A 14,600-nucleotide genomic window follows, 5' to 3' on the forward strand; every position below is an offset into this window, starting at 1 on the left:
GTCATTCTCCTTGGTTGTGGAATTCCTCAACCGCCAGCACCCGCGCGAGCGGCTGCATGGGGTGGGTAACAATGCTGACCTCGAGCAGATCGAGGTCGGTAAGTTCGCGATATACGCCGCGTTGCATGGCGCGGACGCGATAGCCAAATGACAGGCCGGTACCGGCGCGCACGGCTAAGGCTGCGTCATCATCGACCCGCGCAATCACGCGCAGGCCGCGCCTGTCTTCGGAAAGGCTTTCGATCGTGCCGATGCGGCGGGAACCATCATGCTGCCACAGCAACGGCAATCCCGTTGCCGCAGCCCGCCCGAACGCGCCCTTTCGCACCACATCGCCGCCCCGGTCGGGCGCATCGAAAATGGCGGCGTAGCCTGCGATCCTCATTGCAGGACAAGACTTGGCAGGCCCATCTTGACCGCCAGCCCGATCAGCAACAGCGCCAATCCCATCCGGACCAGCCAGCCTATCGCCGCCTTGCGCGCCGAACGCTTTGCGTCCCGCCAGGCGGAGAGCAGTTCCCGCAATTCGCCCATATCCTTGGCAGCGTGGCTGTCGTCCAGCCCCAGCCCTGCCAGCGCACGACGCGCACCACTTTCGGAGGCTTGCTCCAGCAAGCCCGGTAGATTGTCATATTCCATCTGTGATTCCTCTATTTATTTCGGCACGGATTGGGTTATGTTCCCGCAAATGGGCAGGTGGATCTTCATAATCTTGTGCATCGTGGCGCTGGTGGTCGGCGGCTATTGGTTTCTGCAGCATGAGGGCATCCAAAGCTGCAACAATGTGGGTGGCGATTGGGATTATGCCCGCTGGAAATGCAACACGGGTTAGCTAATCCCCAACAACTCGCGTTTCTCGTCAGGGTTCAGAAATTCCGCATTTCCAATCTGCGTCCATAGCCGCTCGCGATCTTCAGACAGCGCCGACAACGTATTGAGATCGACCTCAAATTTCAGACCTTCGAACCAGGGCCGCAGACCTTGTGTGAGCGCGTCGAGCAGCTTATTTGCCAGGGGCAATATTCCCTGTGTCCACAATGCGCGGTTCGCCTCCCGATAATTGGCATAGGTTGCGTCACCCGGCAGGCCCAGCAACACAGGCGGCACCCCGAAGGCCAGAGCAATTTCGCGCGCCGCGGCCTCTTTCAATCCGGCAAAATCCATTTCCGCAGGGGTCAGCGCCATTGCCTGCCAGCTCAACCCCCCTTCCAGCAGCATGGGCCGTCCGGCATTGCCTGCCCCCTGATAGCTTGTGATCAATTCTTCCTTGAGCCGGGCATATTGTTCGGCGGTCAGGGTTCCTGCCTCCCCCGCTTCATAGACCAGCGCGCCTGAGGGGCGCGCTGCATTATCCAGAAGCGCCTTGTTCCAGCGCGTTGCGGCATTGTGGATGGCCATCGCACCGGCAGCGGCCCCCATGGCGCCCATCCCGTAATGATCGTCCAGCGGATGCAGGACACGAAGATGGATTATCTGTTCCACCGCCAGGCGCGATGTCGACCCGGCCACCCGATAAATATAGGCCATCGGCCATCCCCGACTGTCCGCCTCTATCGCGACACGTTCGGGACGTAACGCATAGAGTTCGACCGGCCGCCCGTCCGCGCCCGGCAGAATTTCGACATAGGCGTTTCCGTGAAGGAGCAGATGGGTTGCCACCGTTTCCAGCAGCGCCTGACCACATGTCCGTGTCCGGATCAGGTCCAGCGCCACCGGATCGCAGGGCAGCAACGGGGCCGATGCGACCCCGTCCGTCACCAGGCCAACCGCCCGCTGGGCAATTGCGTTCGAAAGGTAAAGCTCGCGCACCTGCGTCTCGTAAGAACGGGGCCATTCACCAAGCGACGAAACGCCCGCGGTTCGCACCGCCGGCAGCCTGTCCTGTTGCACACGCATTTTCCCCGGACGCAGCAACCCGCGCCCGGCTGATTTCCAGCCGAAGATATTCATGCCTATTCCTTGAAGCGGCGTATCGCCCGGCACGCGCCAAAGAGCCGGACGCATTTGCCGGCCCCAGCGCCCTTTCCCGGGTGCGAATCGCAATTTTCGATGATGCCTATTTGTACCTAAAGAGCGTTACGCTGTCAATAGTAATTTACCGATATGGTTATTTTGAGCAACATCACCAGGCATCGGGCCCATTTTCCGAGGCTATCGCGTGTGGCGCGACCGGCTGGTCGCCTTTTTGAAGGCAGCGCCTGCGGCTAAAGCGCCCAGCGGCGGATGAGATTATGGTAAAGCTGCGTCAGGCGCAGCACTTCGGCATCGCCTGCGCCACGGTCGGCGGTGAGATGCTGGATACTCTGGTCAAGGTCGAACAGCATTTCGCGTGCTTGCGTATCGCGGACCATGGACTGGACCCAGAAAAAGCAACTGATCCGTTCCCCCCGCGTCACCCCGGTCACATGATGGAGGCTGGACGACGGGTAGAGCAGCATATGCCCGGCCGGTAATTTGTACGATGCCTGCCCGAACGCCCCCTGTACGACCAGATCGCCCCCGTCATAACAGTCCGGATCGGTCAGGAACAAGGTGGCGGACAGATCCGTCCGCATCTGCTGCCCTGTCGCGGGATCGACACGGATCGCATTATCCACATGGTCGCCAAACCCGTCGCCCGGACCATAGCGATTGAACAGCGGCGGATAGATGGCGTGGGGCAAAGCGGCCGAAAGGAACAGGCCATTTTGTGCCAGCGCCCGCTGCACAAGGACGCGCGCCTGACGTGCTGCCGCGCCAGCCTCGGGCAATTGCCGGTTATGTTTGGCAAGAGCGGCACCGGGCCCGCTGGTGGCGTTGCCGTCCACCCAATCCGCTGTGGAGAGGGCATGGCCCAGCTCCACAGCTTCATGGGGGGGAAGGACATCGGGGATCGCGATCAGCATGGCGCGAACCTCAAAAGCTGGCGGTGAGTGACAGTGTGGCGGACCGCCCGGGCGCGATATAGGCAAAGGGACTGCCGGAACGGTAGATGGCATCATAATAGACCTTGTCGGTCAGGTTGAGGACATTGACCCGCGCCTCCAGCCCCTCACGCACCTGCCACCGTGCAACCGCGTCGAAGCGCGTATAACCGGGTACAAAGGCGGTGCCGGCCACCTGTGTGCCGCCATAGATCTTGCTTTGATGATAGACTTGCCCGCCAATTTCGACCCGGTCGGTTAATGCATAGGTCGCAAGCAGGGACGCGCTGTACTTGGGGATATTGGCAAAGGGCCGCCCTTCATTTGCGGCATTTACCGAATTGACCAGCTTGGCATCGGTATAGGTATAGCCGCCGAACAGATGCACCTTGTCGCCCAGATTACCCGCAACACCAAGCTCGACCCCGCGCGACCGCAACTTGCCCACCAGTTCGTAGACGCCGGGAGAGGTCTGCTCACGGGCATTTTGCTTGGTGATCTGGAACAGCGCACCTGTCAGCAGCAACTCGCCATTGAAGAGCTCGCCCTTTACGCCGACTTCCAGATTTTCGTTCCGTTCAGGCTCCAGATTTTGGGTCACGGCAGCAAGGCCGTCATAGGCGATGCCGTTGCCGTCAATCTGCTCCCCGCTCGGGTTGGACGACGTGCTGTAGGACGCATAAAGACTGACCGCCTCGACCGGTTTGTACAACCCGCTTGCCTGCCAGTTGAGGAAGCTGACATTGTTGGCCAGCCGTTCAGGCTGCAATCCCGCCGCGTTGCTGGCGTCGGGGTTGAACAGGGCGATGTCATAACTGTCGTACCGCGCGCCCAGGGTGACCGAGAATTTCGGCCCGAATTTGATGGTATCGATCAGATAGACGCCGGTTGATTCCACCCGCGTTTGCGTAGGCCCGGTGACGCCATCGACATAGGATGTCAGCGTTCCGTTCAACAGCGGATCGGGGTTGAGCAAATTGCGGATGAAGGGCGAGACCGAGAGCACATTGCCATTCGCATCCTCGACAAAGGCGGAGGTCAGCAGGCGATGGGCATCGACTTTTTCCAACGCATATTCCGCGCCGAAGACCAGCGTATGCGAAAAGCCTTCAATGCCCAGGCGAATGGTCGCATCGGCAAGGCTCGCCAGATAGCGTGTGTCGGAATAGCGCCGTTGCGCACCGGGCGCGACGGTGAACTGGTCCTCGGGCAGCAGCGTTCCTGTGGCGGGGCATGCGCCTGTGGCGGTGCGGGTAAAGCGGCAGACGGCGCCGACGGGCCCGGCCAGATAGCGGTTATAGGTCTCCCCATAGCGTGTGATACTGCGCAGCGCGAGCGCGTCTATCGGATCATATTCCACCGCAAAGGTGCCGATATCGGAACCATTATAAAGGAAGTCGCGCCCGATCACGCCGTAAAAGTTATCGCGGTCAACCTTATAGGGTTGCTGCGTCGTGCTGTCGAACGGATGCCCCCAGTCCGGCACACCGTCGAGCCGGAAGTGGTAATAATCCGCCGTGACGAGCAGGCCATTGACCGGGTTCCATCCCAGCGCAATGGCCGTCCCCTTCTTCGTGCTTTCCACATAATCGCGGCCCGGCGTGTCGGCCTGATGATAGAGCGTGTTGACCCGCAGCGCGAGGCTGTCGGTCAGCATGACATTGGCATCGATGGTGCCGCGATAGTGGTTTTCGGTCCCGACCGTTCCTTCGACAACGGCAAAGTCATTGCCGATCTGTGGCCGCTTTGACTGGAGGCTGACCAGCCCGCCGGTCGTCCCGCGCCCACCGAAACTGCCCGAGGGGCCTTTGACAATTTCGATCTGCTCGACGCCGAAAATCTCCCGGCTGGATACGCCGGGGTCGCGCAGCCCGTCGATATAGACATCGTTGCGCGCCTCAAACCCGCGGATGAAGATACGGTCGCCAAAGGCATTGCCCCCTTCGCCTGTACCCAAGGTCACGCCGGGAGTGGAACGCACCACTTCGCGAAAGCTGGTCGCGCCAATATCCTCGATCACCTCTTTCGGGATCACCGTGATGCTTTTCGGCGTATCGCGCAACGGTTCGGTAAATTTGCTGTTGGCCGAATTTTCGACCTTATACGGCGCATTCGGATTTGCGTTGGGATTTGCATCGCCATCCCGCTCTCCCGTGACGACAATCGTCCGCCGATCCTCCGATTCCGCCAGATCATCCTCGGCAAGAGCCGGACCAATAACAGAAGCCGAGAGCGCACCTGCCAAAAGGGCACGCGAAACGAGGGCGGGACGAGACATGAACATTCCTTTAGCTGCTTTATTGAGAACGATTCTCATTAATGTGATGTGCAGTTATTAAGAATGATTCTTATTTGCAATACTTATTCCGGCCGGGAGAATGTTTTGCGACGAACGGACATGAAAAACCCCTGCCGGTCGAGGTGCGCCTCGTCCGGCAGGGGCTATGATTTCAGCGGTGAAGCTCAGTCAGCGCTGATCAGTCAACCCAGACCCAGCATCTTCCGTTCGCGACGGATCCAGTCGGCGAAGCTGGGGCGGCTGTGCATGCTGGCGAGATAGGCGGTCAGCTTGGGATAGGTTGCCGCGTCGGGGACATAGCCTGCATGCGCGGCATTGACGAAGGGGCTGGCGACCGAAACGTCGGCCAGCGTCAGGCTGTCGCCAACCAGAAAGCCACCGTCGTCAATAATTCCTTCAAGATAGGCGCAAATCGGACCCATGTCCGTCTCGCCCTTGGCCGCCGCCGCATCATCGCCGGGCTTGCCGACAAATTTGGGGGAGACGATCCGGTTGAAGAACATGGCCCCTGCGGCGGCTGTCAGTATCGTGTCGGCAAATTCGTCGAACCAGATCACCCGCGCCCGGCTTTCCGCATCCGCCGGGATCAGCGGCTTGTCCGTATATTTGGTGTCGAGATAGGTGACGATGGCGGTCGAATCCGAAATGGCAAAGTCACCATCTGCAAAACCGGGCATTTTGCGAAACGGACTGCAGGCGAGGAATTCGGGATTCTGGTCACCAAGGCCAATCGGCACCAATTCCAGCGCCAATCCTTTTTCGGCGGCGAAGGCCAAAACTTTGCGAACGAAGGGGGAAACGGGGGCACCATATAGCTTCATGAGCAACTCTCCTGAGGAACTGGCCGGAATCGGTCCTGTCACCTACATTGGCATATAGGTTTCTTTTTGCAACTCTTTTCAGGGGCGCGGAACAATTTCCCTTCTGGTTCATTTCCCCCGGCAACACCTACAGTTATTGCGGGCGTCCTTCGAACGTCCGGAGGGATAGTGATGGCGACTTTGCTGGATATTGCTGGAAAACCCCTGCCACCGCGCAACCGCGCCAAACGGCGGCTGCAGCAGCAGGATTTGCGTGATCTGACGAAAATCCTGGTGGTTCTGCTGCTGATAATCGTGAGCTATTTTATGGTTGCGCCCGAACGTGATGCGGCTGCGGAAATTCGTGTGGCGGCCAGCGCCAAGGCGCGCGCCTGAAAATACCGCACCCCCAATCTTCCGAAAAATTTGGACAATAGGAACCGCGACGGCTAACGCCCCGCCTGATGTTAAGACGCCTCTATGACTGGATGATGGAAAAGGCCGCTCACGCGCATGCGGAGCGATGGCTGTTCCTGTTCTCTTTCATAGAATCGAGCTTTTTCCCGATACCGCCGCATCCGCTGCTCGGCCTGATGTGCCTTGCCCGACCGGACAAGGCGCTGCGCTACGGAATGGTGTGCACGCTCGCCTCCGTGCTCGGCGGGCTATTCGGCTATGCGATCGGCTTCTTTGCCTATGAAACAATCGGCGTCGGGTTGTTGAAGGCACTCGGCCTGTGGGAGAGTTTTCCCGCCGCTGCCTGTTACCTGCGTGAATTCGGCGCGGAGATAATCCTGATAAAGGGCGCGACACCCATTCCGTTCAAGCTGCTGACGCTGACGGCCGGATTCATCCATATGGACCTGTGGACCTTCATCTGGGCCAGCGTCCTTTCGCGCGCGTTCCAGTTCATGCTGGTCGGTGCGCTTTTCTGGAAATTTGGCCCGCCCATCAAAAGCTTCATCGACAAATATCTGGGCTGGGTCACGGCCGGTTTTCTGGTGCTGGTCGTCGGGGGCTTCATTGCCTTTTCGATGTTGGCAGGTGGCGGTGCGGAAAAGAGCGATAAATGCTCGAACGTTGCCAAAATGCAGCAAATGTCCCCCCCGGCTTAGGGGCTTGTTAAGCAGCGGCGGCTAGAATCGCAGCGGAACAAGGTGGACTTATGGACAACAGCTCTCGCAACATTGTCAGTTTTATCGCGACCGTTACAATTGCCGCTCTCGTCTTGATGGGTGCCCATTTTTACGCCCAAAGCGGGGAAGAGGCTTCGGCGACCGAAGAGGCGAACCCGACGGCCCAGATTCTGCCGCAAAATGCAGTCCCTGCAAAAGAAAGCGACCTTGCCGAAGCGGCGCTGGACGAGGTTGAGGACGATGATTCAGTCGTTCGCGAAGCGGAAGTGACGATCGAGCCGACCGAAGCGATCACCGGCGAACCATCCGCAGAAGTTCAGCCCGTCAACGCGACACCCTGATCAGCGGGCAAACAGATTGGCTTCGTCGCCAAATGCCTTGAACTCGAGGGCATTTCCGCTGGGATCGTAAAAGAACATCGTCGCCTGTTCCCCAATCTCGCCTTTGAAGCGAATATGGGGAGCAATACCAAATTCTATTCCCGCGGCATCGACACGTTTTGCCAGATCCTCCCATTGCGCCATGGTCAGAACAACGCCGAAATGGGGCACGGGCACATCTTTCCCGTCGACCGGATTATGTGTCGACACCGAACGGACCGCAGGATCAAGGTGCGCGACAAGTTGGTGCCCGAAGAAATTGAAATCCACCCAATGATCGGATGAGCGACCCTCTTCACAGCCAAGAATGTCGCCGTAAAAATGCCGGGCCGCCGCCAGGTCATGGACAGGAAAAGCGAGGTGAAAAGGTCTCAGGCTCATTTCGATTGCACCGGTTTGGGTAAGGGTTGGTCCGCCGCCGATGCCGCGGCCAGTTCGCGCAGCATCTGGCGGGTACAGGCATCAAGCACGGCGCCATCACGCGGCTTGGTGGCGCTGGCTTGCGCGGCTTCCTGCATGGCGAGCGCGACGACTTCGCGGGGCTGGCCGGTTTCGAAGACGATCCGGTCGCCGACTATCCCTGCCCAGCGCTTTCCATTTGCCTGCACATCCGTGCCGCCGGCAATGCCGCGCTTTTGCGCATCGGCCTGCACGGCAATTTCCACAACGCAGGCAATGTCGCGCTGGTGTATTTCCGAAAGGGCAGACGGTGCCGCGGGTGCAAGCAGAAGAGCAAAGATAAGCATGAGGTGGCCCTAGCATCTGCTTTCTGAATGCACAGCAACATTGTGCAAAAAGCCGTCATCACCCTGCCTGCTCTGTTGCTTTTGTCCCCGCCCAGAGGCAAAGACGGCGCCGTGCAGAAAATCCCCGCATTCCTTCTGAAATATCCCCGCTGGTCCGCGTTGGTCGCCGGGGCCCTTTCCGCCGCCGGATTTGAGCCACTGGGGCTATGGCCGCTGACCCTGCTCTGCTTCGCGCTGCTGATCCATCTGGTGGGCCAAGCATCGGGTGCGCGGCGTGCGGCCATGCTCGGCTGGCTGTTCGGTGTCGGCCATTTCAGCGCAGGCAATAACTGGATCGCGGTCGCCTTCACCTTTCAGGCGGCAATGCCGATCTGGCTCGGTTATTTTGCCGTGGTCACGCTGGCGCTGTATCTCGCGGTCTATCCCGCGCTGGCGGCAGGCGGGGCCTGGTGGATCCGCAACCGGGTGCAAAACGCAGCGACATCCGGCGCACTATTGTCCCTGATCCTCGCCTTTGCCGGTTGCTGGACGATCAGTGAATGGCTGCGCAGCTGGGTCTTTACCGGCTTTGCCTGGAATCCGCTGGCGGTCATCTGGCAATCGCAGCTCGAACTTGCCCGCGCGGCGAGCCTGCTCGGGACTTATGGTCTTTCGGCGGTCGTCGTGATGACGTCAGGGTTGCTGCTGCTCGCGCTGCACCGGCAGTGGCGGCCTTTGCTGGCGGGGGGTGCGACGCTCGCCGGATTATGGCTGTTCGGTTTGCTCATTCCCGCAACGCCCGGCCCGCTTACCGGACCGCGCCTGACCATCGTCCAGCCCGATATCTCGCAGGCCGACAAATATGAGCCCGGCTATGAAGCCATCAATTTCGCAAAGCTCGCGATGAACAGCCGTCCCCTGCCCGACCAGGGCCCGCGCCTGCTGCTCTGGCCCGAGGCGGCGTTGCCGGATTATCTGGAGGATGGATATCCCTACCGCTATTACCAGTTCCAGCCGGGCGAAAGCGCTGCAGGCGCGCGGGCACGTCTGACAACCCTGATGCAGGACGGCGATGTGCTGGTCACGGGGGCCAACCGGCTCGTCATTGAAAAGGGCCAGTTGGTCGCCGCCCGCAACAGCGTCAGCGCGCTTGATTCCAACGGCACATTGCTGGGCCATTATGACAAGGCGCATCTGGTTCCCTATGGCGAATATCTGCCTGTGCCCTGGCTGCTCCGTCCCCTTGGACTTGCGCGGCTGGTGCCGGGCGATCTCGATTTCTGGCCCGGGCCCGGCCCGCAGACTTTGGCCGTCAAAATCGGTGGGAAGCGAGTGAAGGTGGGTTTGCAAATCTGCTATGAAATCATCTTTTCCGGCCAGGTGGTCGACAGCACGAAGCGCCCCGACTTCATCTTCAACCCGTCCAACGACGCCTGGTTCGGAACCGTCGGCCCACCGCAGCATCTGGCGCAGGCGCGGCTACGCGCGATCGAGGAAGGCCTTCCTGTCGTCCGGGCCACGCCCACGGGGATCAGCGCGATCATCGACGCCGATGGCCGGATCCTGCAGCATTTACCGTTAGGAACCGCAGGGCGTATGGACGCGCAATTGCCGCGTGCGAAGGCGCCGACATTGTTCGCGACCTATGGCAATGTCCTGCCCATCGGATTTGCCTTGCTGCTCATCGCAGGCGCACTGTTACCCCTTGCCCGCCGGGGCTCTTCCCGCTAAGGGCGCGCTTCGATATAAAGAATTCTTTATACGCAGACACAGCCATAGACTGGAAAAACCATGCGCTCCAATTACCTGTTCACTTCGGAATCCGTGTCCGAAGGTCATCCCGACAAGGTCGCCGACCAGATTTCCGACGCCATTGTCGACCTGTTCCTTTCCAAGGACCCCGAAGCGCGTATTGCGTGCGAAACGCTGACCACCACGCAGCTTGTCGTTCTTGCCGGTGAAATCCGCGGCAAGGGCATCATGGACGAAAATGGTAACTGGGCGACCGGCGTCAAGGAAGAGGTCGAAGCGACCGTCCGCCGGACCGTCAAGGAAATCGGTTATGAGCAGGAAGGTTTCCATTGGGAAACGCTGCGCTTTGAAAATAACCTGCACCCGCAATCCGCGCATATCGCACAAGGCGTCGATGCGTCGGGCAACAAGGACGAAGGCGCAGGCGACCAGGGCATCATGTTCGGCTATGCGTCGACCGAAACGCCCGACCTCATGCCGGCCACACTCGATTACAGCCACAAGATTCTGCAGCGTATGGCCGCAGACCGCCATGCCGGCATCGCACCCTTTCTGGAGCCCGATGCCAAAAGCCAGGTAACCCTGCGCTACGACAGCGAAGGCAAGCCGAGCGCGGCGACCGCCATCGTGGTTTCGACGCAGCATGCCAAAGGCTATGATCAGGGCGAGAAAGAAGCAGAACTGCACGCTTATGTGAAAAGCGTTGTCGCCGACATCCTGCCCGCAAGCCTGCTGACCGAAACCGAATATCATATCAACCCGACCGGCAGCTTTGAAATTGGTGGCCCCGATGGTGATGCAGGCCTGACCGGACGCAAGATCATCGTCGACACCTATGGCGGCGCAGCGCCCCATGGCGGCGGCGCATTCAGCGGCAAGGACCCGACAAAGGTCGACCGCTCGGCGGCCTATATCACCCGCTATCTGGCGAAGAATATCGTTGCGGCCGGCCTTGCAACGCGCTGCACCATCCAACTTGCCTATGCCATCGGCGTGTCAAAGCCGCTGTCGCTTTATGTCGACACGCACCGCACCGGTACTGTTGGCGACGACAAGATCGAACAGGCAATCATGAGCATTGAGAAACTGGGCGGCCTTACCCCGCGCAGCATCCGGACCCATTTGGGCCTCAACAAGCCGATCTACCGCAAGACCGCCGCCTATGGCCATTTTGGCCGCAAGGCAGAAGGCGACTTCTTCCCGTGGGAGCGGACCGATCTTGTCGAGGACCTGAAGGCCGCACTTGCGTAACGCCTGACACCAGTCGCGTCGGCATGACTGCCTACAAACCCGGCGATCCCACCACCCTGAACCGCCTGTACGGGCGGTCCAAGGGGAAAAAACTCCGGTCGGAGCAATCCGATCTGGTGGAAAATCTGCTGCCGCAAATCGCGGTGCCGGACGAAGGCGTGCTGACCAGCGAACGCCTGTTTGGCGATGCGCGTTCCATGCATTTCGAAATCGGCTTTGGCGGCGGGGAGCATCTGGCCTACCGCGCCGACCTGTTGCCTGACCATGGCTTTATCGGGTGCGAGCCCTTTGTGAACGGTGTCGCGATGGCGCTAACCCATATCCGCGACGGTGCGTTACGCAATGTCCGCCTGCATATGGGCGATGCGCTGGAAATCCTGCGCCGTGTGCCTGATGGTTCCTTGAGCTTCGTCTATCTGCTGCACCCCGACCCCTGGCCCAAGGCCCGTCACGCCAAGCGCCGGATGATGAATGACGGCCCGGTCGATATGATCGCGGCAAAGCTGAAACCGGGCGGTGAATTCCGTTTCGGAACCGACCATCCCATATATTTGCGGCACGCTCTAATGGTCATGCAACGACATCGGGAGCAGTTTGACTGGCTTTGCAACAAGGCCGACGATTTTCTGAAGCGTCCGGGCGGCTGGCCGGAAACCCGCTACGAAGCCAAGGCCCGCCGTATCGGGCATGAGGTCTGGTATTTCCGCTATCGCCGGCGCGACGCTTAACGCGCTTTGCTGTTGTCCGCTTCGACCTTTTCAACCCATTCAGGGTAAAAGCTCGGCTGCCGTTTCGACCAGCCGGGGGCCGTAGCCGCCGCTTCGCTGATCGACTGGAGAAGCGCCTTGCGCCGTTCGGGCTGCAGATGCGGCATCGATGCGGCGGCGCAGAAGGCCGACGGCAACCAGGGCCGTGCATCGGCACCGATCAGCCGTTCGTACAGAAAGCGGTAGGCAGCAAAACCGTCGAGACGGCTCTGGCCCAAGTCAAAAGCCGACACGGTGATAAGCTGCGTCAGGAAAGGTTCGGCATCCTCGATCGAGCTGGAGACCGGGATCAACGCGCGAATGTCGGGCAATTTGTCGTAAAATTTGTGCTGGGCCTTGATCGTCGTCGCTTCGACCGCATCGCGGGACCACAGGGCAATCGCGTCTTTCCGGTCAAAGGCGACATCAAGCGAGCGGCGGATATAGCGTTGCGTCGCAGCGCTAAAACTGGCGAATTCTTTGATTTCCGCCAGGGTCATCATGCCCGGCCCGTCACTCTTGCTTTTCGTCATGGCACCAATTCCCCTGTCACCATCGAATACCACCATCGCAGATTCATAGTTAATGAATCGTTTACAGCAGCATTGGCAAGAAAAAGTTTCGACCAACTTGACGGGCAATTCGACGAGAAACGCGCAAAAGGGTGCATCTGCGGGAAAATGGGTTATGTAACATCCATGTATTTTGTTCAGCAGCGAAAGGCCCTTGTCGGCCAGCAAATGGCGCTTTTGACCATTATCGGCTTTTGGGCCTTTTACGCGCTGATATTGTCGCTACGTGCGGCGCTGCTCGACTTTCCGGCCCAGTCGACGCTGTTTGAACGCCGCCTGATGGTGGCCGTCGTCGGCATATTCGTCACCTGGGTCATGTATATCGGCCTCAGGATGGCCGACCGGCAATCGCTCGGATTCCGGGTCAGCCTCGCCTTTTTCGGGGCAATCCCCGCCGCGATCCTGCTCGCGTCTGCAAATTTCTATATCTTCAACCTCTATGATCCCATCAGCCTGTTCAAGGACCCGAATGTCGGCCGCACGGTCGAGGATCTCAAAAACCAGCTCGGCCTGTCCTTCTGGCAGGAAATTGCCGATATTTCGGTTACTCATTATTTCTTCCTGATCGCGTGGGCCTCGCTTTATGTCGCCATCGGCTATGCGCGCGAGGTGCGCGAGGCGGAGCGCAAGACATCCCGCTTTGCGCAGGCGGCGCAGGATGCCGAGTTGCGGTCGCTGCGCTATCAGGTCAATCCGCACTTCCTGTTCAATACGCTGAATTCGCTGTCCAGCCTGGTCATCACCGGCAAGCCGAAGGAGGCCGAGACGATGATCCAGAACCTGTCCAATTTTTACCGGACCAGCCTGTCGTCAGACCCGCTGGAAGATGTGACGCTTGAAGAAGAAGTCGATTTGCAGCGGCTCTATCTGGAAATCGAGGGCGTTCGCCACCCCAAGCGGCTGCGGACCAGGTTCGACATTCCGCCGGAGCTGATGCACCAGCATGTACCTGCCCTCATCCTGCAGCCGCTGGTTGAAAATGCCATCAAATATGGCGTGTCCCGTACCACGCGCCCCGTTACCATCACGATTTCGGCGAAAGTTCAAGACGACCATCTGGTCATCAGCGTCGAAGATGATGGCGAGGCGATGGACGTCACGCATGTGGGTGGCAACGGCATCGGCCTCGCCAATGTCCGCGACCGTCTGGAGGCGCGCTATCGCTCTGCGGCAAAGCTGGAAACAGTGGCTTTTTCCGGCGGCGGTTACCGCGCGACACTGACCGTACCCCTCAGCCATAAGGTAAATATATGAGCCGTTTGCGCACCATGATCGTTGACGACGAACCGCTCGCGATCGAGCGGCTCGAAATATTGTGCAGTGAACATCCGGTTATCGAGGTTGTCGGCACCGCCAATGACGGTGTTGCCGCATTGCGCCTTGCCCAGCAACTGACGCCCGACCTCGTCTTTCTGGATATCGGTATGCCCAAGATGGACGGCATCAATGCCGCACGTGCATTGGGCCTGATGGATAAGAAGCCTTCGATCATTCTGGTCACCGCTTATGACAATTTCGCCGTTGAGGCGTTCGACCTCGACGTGGTCGACTATGTGCTGAAGCCCGTGTCCAGCGAACGTCTAGGCCGCGCGATTGCGCGCGCAACGGCAAGCGATGCCGACACAGCGGCATCCGGCAACGGCACCAGCGGGAACAGCGGCAATTATGCCAGCGAATTCTGGGTATCCCACCGCGCCGAACTCATCCGGATCGCAGCCATGGATATTGAACGGATCGAGGCCGAGCGCGACTATATGCGGCTCTACACCGCCGGACGCAGCTATCTGCTGCACCAGACCATCTCGGCCCTGGAAGAGCGGCTGAACCCCGAACAGTTCCAGCGTATCCACCGCAGCCACATCGTCCGCCGCGACCTGATCACGGGTCTGCGCCATGAAGGTGGCGGGGTGTGGCACGCGCTGTTGGGCGAAGACCTGTCGATGCGCATTGGCCGCAAATATCTAGCCGACGTCAAAAAGCTTGCGGGCAAATAAAAAGGGCCCCGGCCATTGCTGGTCGGAGCCCCCACCGTGAAA

The 14,600-nt window shown here is 59.7% G+C and carries 18 protein-coding genes; 9 read left to right on the plus strand and 9 right to left on the minus strand.

Features of this window, described 5'->3' with window-relative positions; translation table 11 throughout:
* Position 1: 1 nt before the first annotated feature.
* Together FOM92_RS09320 and FOM92_RS09325 are read right to left on the minus strand one after the other, a co-directional pair.
* The gene (locus tag FOM92_RS09320; protein ID WP_143776607.1) at positions 2-385 is read right to left on the minus strand and encodes an HK97 family phage prohead protease; all 384 of its coding nucleotides are present in this window, start codon (positions 383-385) and stop codon (positions 2-4) included.
* The gene (locus FOM92_RS09325) at positions 382-639 is read right to left on the minus strand and encodes a DUF6127 family protein (protein WP_143776608.1); all 258 of its coding nucleotides are present in this window, start codon (positions 637-639) and stop codon (positions 382-384) included. The genes FOM92_RS09320 and FOM92_RS09325 overlap by 4 nt, the downstream gene beginning before the upstream one ends.
* 37 nt (positions 640-676) lie before the next feature.
* On the opposite strand from FOM92_RS09325, the gene FOM92_RS15950 reads away from it, so the two are divergent.
* The gene (locus FOM92_RS15950) at positions 677-832 is read left to right on the plus strand and encodes a hypothetical protein (protein ID WP_170226837.1); all 156 of its coding nucleotides are present in this window, start codon (positions 677-679) and stop codon (positions 830-832) included.
* On the opposite strand, the gene FOM92_RS09330 is transcribed toward FOM92_RS15950, so the two are convergent.
* The 4 genes from FOM92_RS09330 to FOM92_RS09345 form a co-directional block, all read right to left on the minus strand.
* Complete coding sequence (locus FOM92_RS09330; protein ID WP_143777785.1) at positions 829-1,950, minus strand: phage portal protein; 1,122 nt, start codon at positions 1,948-1,950, stop codon at positions 829-831. The genes FOM92_RS15950 and FOM92_RS09330 overlap by 4 nt on opposite strands.
* A 254-nt stretch (positions 1,951-2,204) precedes the next feature.
* The gene (locus FOM92_RS09335) at positions 2,205-2,885 is read right to left on the minus strand and encodes a Fe2+-dependent dioxygenase (RefSeq protein WP_143776609.1); all 681 of its coding nucleotides are present in this window, start codon (positions 2,883-2,885) and stop codon (positions 2,205-2,207) included.
* Positions 2,886-2,895: 10 nt separating this feature from the next.
* Positions 2,896-5,181, minus strand: coding sequence for a TonB-dependent receptor (locus tag FOM92_RS09340; RefSeq protein ID WP_170226838.1), 2,286 nt, complete (start codon positions 5,179-5,181; stop codon positions 2,896-2,898).
* A gap of 203 nt (positions 5,182-5,384) precedes the next feature.
* Positions 5,385-6,023, minus strand: coding sequence for a glutathione S-transferase family protein (locus FOM92_RS09345; protein WP_143776611.1), 639 nt, complete (start codon positions 6,021-6,023; stop codon positions 5,385-5,387).
* Between the two features lie 171 nt (positions 6,024-6,194).
* Here FOM92_RS09345 and FOM92_RS09350 point away from each other — a divergent pair, with 171 nt between their 5' ends.
* The 3 genes from FOM92_RS09350 (at position 6,195) to FOM92_RS09360 (ending at position 7,479) form a co-directional block, all read left to right on the plus strand.
* Positions 6,195-6,398 (plus strand): hypothetical protein, encoded by a 204-nt coding sequence (locus tag FOM92_RS09350; RefSeq protein ID WP_143776612.1) that lies wholly within the window; start codon positions 6,195-6,197, stop codon positions 6,396-6,398.
* A 68-nt stretch (positions 6,399-6,466) separates the two neighbouring features.
* Positions 6,467-7,117 carry a YqaA family protein gene (locus FOM92_RS09355; RefSeq protein ID WP_143776613.1) on the plus strand — a complete coding sequence of 217 codons (651 nt, stop codon included), beginning with the start codon at positions 6,467-6,469 and terminating at the stop codon, positions 7,115-7,117.
* Positions 7,118-7,167: 50 nt separating this feature from the next.
* The gene (locus FOM92_RS09360) at positions 7,168-7,479 is read left to right on the plus strand and encodes a hypothetical protein (RefSeq protein WP_143776614.1); all 312 of its coding nucleotides are present in this window, start codon (positions 7,168-7,170) and stop codon (positions 7,477-7,479) included.
* On the opposite strand, the gene FOM92_RS09365 is transcribed toward FOM92_RS09360, so the two are convergent.
* Entirely contained in the window at positions 7,480-7,899 is a 420-nt protein-coding gene (locus tag FOM92_RS09365; protein WP_143776615.1) for a VOC family protein, read from the minus strand.
* Positions 7,896-8,264 carry a hypothetical protein gene (locus FOM92_RS09370; protein ID WP_143776616.1) on the minus strand — a complete coding sequence of 123 codons (369 nt, stop codon included), beginning with the start codon at positions 8,262-8,264 and terminating at the stop codon, positions 7,896-7,898. Before FOM92_RS09370 ends, FOM92_RS09365 begins: the two co-directional genes overlap by 4 nt.
* A 27-nt stretch (positions 8,265-8,291) precedes the next feature.
* Between FOM92_RS09370 and lnt the strand changes: the two genes are divergently transcribed.
* The 3 genes from lnt to trmB are packed head-to-tail and all read left to right on the plus strand — an operon-like array spanning position 8,292 to position 11,974.
* Positions 8,292-9,974, plus strand: a complete 1,683-nt coding sequence (gene lnt / locus FOM92_RS09375) for an apolipoprotein N-acyltransferase (RefSeq protein WP_211347385.1) — start codon at positions 8,292-8,294, stop codon at positions 9,972-9,974.
* Between the two features lie 60 nt (positions 9,975-10,034).
* Entirely contained in the window at positions 10,035-11,246 is a 1,212-nt protein-coding gene (gene metK / locus FOM92_RS09380; RefSeq protein ID WP_143776617.1) for a methionine adenosyltransferase, read from the plus strand.
* Positions 11,247-11,269: 23 nt separating this feature from the next.
* On the plus strand, positions 11,270-11,974 hold the full coding sequence (trmB, locus tag FOM92_RS09385; RefSeq protein ID WP_143776618.1) for a tRNA (guanine(46)-N(7))-methyltransferase TrmB: 705 nt from the start codon (positions 11,270-11,272) through the stop codon (positions 11,972-11,974).
* On the opposite strand, the gene FOM92_RS09390 is transcribed toward trmB, so the two are convergent.
* Positions 11,971-12,525 carry a hypothetical protein gene (locus tag FOM92_RS09390; protein ID WP_143776619.1) on the minus strand — a complete coding sequence of 185 codons (555 nt, stop codon included), beginning with the start codon at positions 12,523-12,525 and terminating at the stop codon, positions 11,971-11,973. The genes trmB and FOM92_RS09390 overlap by 4 nt on opposite strands.
* 147 nt (positions 12,526-12,672) lie before the next feature.
* Here FOM92_RS09390 and FOM92_RS09395 point away from each other — a divergent pair, with 147 nt between their 5' ends.
* Both FOM92_RS09395 and FOM92_RS09400 read left to right on the plus strand, forming a co-directional pair.
* The gene (locus tag FOM92_RS09395; protein WP_246087249.1) at positions 12,673-13,818 is read left to right on the plus strand and encodes a sensor histidine kinase; all 1,146 of its coding nucleotides are present in this window, start codon (positions 12,673-12,675) and stop codon (positions 13,816-13,818) included.
* Positions 13,815-14,558, plus strand: a complete 744-nt coding sequence (locus tag FOM92_RS09400; RefSeq protein WP_246087250.1) for a LytR/AlgR family response regulator transcription factor — start codon at positions 13,815-13,817, stop codon at positions 14,556-14,558. Before FOM92_RS09395 ends, FOM92_RS09400 begins: the two co-directional genes overlap by 4 nt.
* The last annotated feature ends 42 nt before the right edge of the window (positions 14,559-14,600 follow it).

The sequence above is a fragment of the Sphingorhabdus contaminans genome, from assembly GCF_007280415.1.
Taxonomy (GTDB): domain Bacteria; phylum Pseudomonadota; class Alphaproteobacteria; order Sphingomonadales; family Sphingomonadaceae; genus Sphingorhabdus_B; species Sphingorhabdus_B contaminans.

Coding starts and splice junctions, on each gene's coding strand:
- FOM92_RS09360 (WP_143776614.1), top strand. CDS start 7,168: ATGGACAACAGCTCTCGCAACATTGTCAGTTTTATCGCGACCGTTACA.
- FOM92_RS09390 (WP_143776619.1), bottom strand. CDS start 12,525: ATGACGAAAAGCAAGAGTGACGGGCCGGGCATGATGACCCTGGCGGAA.
- FOM92_RS09345 (WP_143776611.1), bottom strand. CDS start 6,023: ATGAAGCTATATGGTGCCCCCGTTTCCCCCTTCGTTCGCAAAGTTTTG.
- trmB (WP_143776618.1), top strand. CDS start 11,270: ATGACTGCCTACAAACCCGGCGATCCCACCACCCTGAACCGCCTGTAC.
- FOM92_RS09365 (WP_143776615.1), bottom strand. CDS start 7,899: ATGAGCCTGAGACCTTTTCACCTCGCTTTTCCTGTCCATGACCTGGCG.
- FOM92_RS09395 (WP_246087249.1), top strand. CDS start 12,673: ATGGGTTATGTAACATCCATGTATTTTGTTCAGCAGCGAAAGGCCCTT.
- FOM92_RS09320 (WP_143776607.1), bottom strand. CDS start 385: ATGAGGATCGCAGGCTACGCCGCCATTTTCGATGCGCCCGACCGGGGC.
- FOM92_RS09355 (WP_143776613.1), top strand. CDS start 6,467: ATGTTAAGACGCCTCTATGACTGGATGATGGAAAAGGCCGCTCACGCG.
- FOM92_RS09325 (WP_143776608.1), bottom strand. CDS start 639: ATGGAATATGACAATCTACCGGGCTTGCTGGAGCAAGCCTCCGAAAGT.
- FOM92_RS09340 (WP_170226838.1), bottom strand. CDS start 5,181: ATGTCTCGTCCCGCCCTCGTTTCGCGTGCCCTTTTGGCAGGTGCGCTC.
- FOM92_RS09335 (WP_143776609.1), bottom strand. CDS start 2,885: ATGCTGATCGCGATCCCCGATGTCCTTCCCCCCCATGAAGCTGTGGAG.
- FOM92_RS09330 (WP_143777785.1), bottom strand. CDS start 1,950: ATGAATATCTTCGGCTGGAAATCAGCCGGGCGCGGGTTGCTGCGTCCG.
- FOM92_RS09400 (WP_246087250.1), top strand. CDS start 13,815: ATGAGCCGTTTGCGCACCATGATCGTTGACGACGAACCGCTCGCGATC.
- FOM92_RS09370 (WP_143776616.1), bottom strand. CDS start 8,264: ATGCTTATCTTTGCTCTTCTGCTTGCACCCGCGGCACCGTCTGCCCTT.
- FOM92_RS09350 (WP_143776612.1), top strand. CDS start 6,195: ATGGCGACTTTGCTGGATATTGCTGGAAAACCCCTGCCACCGCGCAAC.
- FOM92_RS15950 (WP_170226837.1), top strand. CDS start 677: ATGTTCCCGCAAATGGGCAGGTGGATCTTCATAATCTTGTGCATCGTG.
- metK (WP_143776617.1), top strand. CDS start 10,035: ATGCGCTCCAATTACCTGTTCACTTCGGAATCCGTGTCCGAAGGTCAT.
- lnt (WP_211347385.1), top strand. CDS start 8,292: ATGCACAGCAACATTGTGCAAAAAGCCGTCATCACCCTGCCTGCTCTG.